This window comes from Treponema sp. R6D11 (assembly GCF_054786075.1).
Map to the genome: position 1 here is coordinate 1 of NZ_BDHD01000653.1, position 539 is coordinate 539.

Below are 539 nucleotides of genomic sequence, written 5' to 3' on the forward strand. Positions count from 1 at the left end.
CCCGCGATAACAACATCGCCGACTTTTAGCGTGCCGTTTTGAACAAGCAATGTCGCAACTGGGCCTTTAGCCTTATCAAGGTGAGATTCGATAACAACGCCCTTTGCCCAACGCTTAGGGTTTGCTTTCAGTTCTTTCATTTCGGCAACTAAAAGCACCATTTCCAAAAGTTTATCAATATTTTCACGTTTTTTAGCAGAAATAGGAACGCAGATAGTATCTCCGCCCCAAGCCTCTGGAACAAGCCCGTGTTCTGTTAGTTCTTGCATGATTTTATCAGGGTTTGCACCCTCTTTATCGATTTTATTTATGGCAACAATAGTCGTTAACCCAGCGTCTTTAGCAGCGATGATCGTCGCGATAGTCTGCGGCATAATCCCATCGTCTGCAGCAACGACTAAGATTGCAATATCAGTAAATTGAGCACCACGAGCGCGCATCGCTGTAAAAGCTTCGTGCCCTGGTGTGTCCAAAAATGTGATTTTTTTGCCATGAACACGAACTCTATATGCGCCGATGTGCTGCGTGATTCCGCCTGC

General features: G+C 45.6%; 1 protein-coding gene. It reads right to left on the reverse strand.

Annotated features, from left to right (window positions below):
• The coding region (locus tag ACYVTD_RS15290) for a translation initiation factor IF-2 (protein WP_461248561.1) at positions 1–539 on the reverse strand (539 nt) is incomplete at both ends.